The sequence below is a fragment of the Aliivibrio sp. S4MY1 genome (assembly GCF_028765545.1).
In the GTDB taxonomy this organism is placed as follows: domain Bacteria; phylum Pseudomonadota; class Gammaproteobacteria; order Enterobacterales; family Vibrionaceae; genus Aliivibrio.
This window is the reverse complement of record NZ_JARACP010000083.1, coordinates 1-291: the sequence shown is the minus strand read 5'-3', so window position 1 is coordinate 291 and position 291 is coordinate 1. Positions and strand designations below refer to the sequence as shown.

Annotated in this window: 1 pseudogene; it reads left to right on the top strand. The window is 45.0% G+C overall.

Annotation, left to right across the window (positions count from 1 at the left end):
- Positions 1 to 291, top strand: a pseudogene (locus PVK71_RS20425) (phage tail protein); the annotation flags it as partial.

The following is a 291-nucleotide window of genomic DNA, read 5'->3' as shown; positions in this document are numbered from 1 at the left end:
GCATACCTTTACCTGCCGCATTATACCAATGACAATCACGAAACCCTTACCTATTGAATTCAAACTCGATGACAAACGCATCTTCATTGGTGTTATTGATACCGTCAGCACCAATACCGCAAGCAGTGAATTCTTCATGAGTCTGTCTGGTCGCTCGTTGAGTGCGAACATGATTGATTCAAAAATCACAATGGACGCGGTCTATGATGAAACCCTAGAGGATCTGCTTATCCGTGTTGCCCAAGATTTCGGCTTAACGGTCACCTCGCTTGTTGACCCCTCCATGCTTAA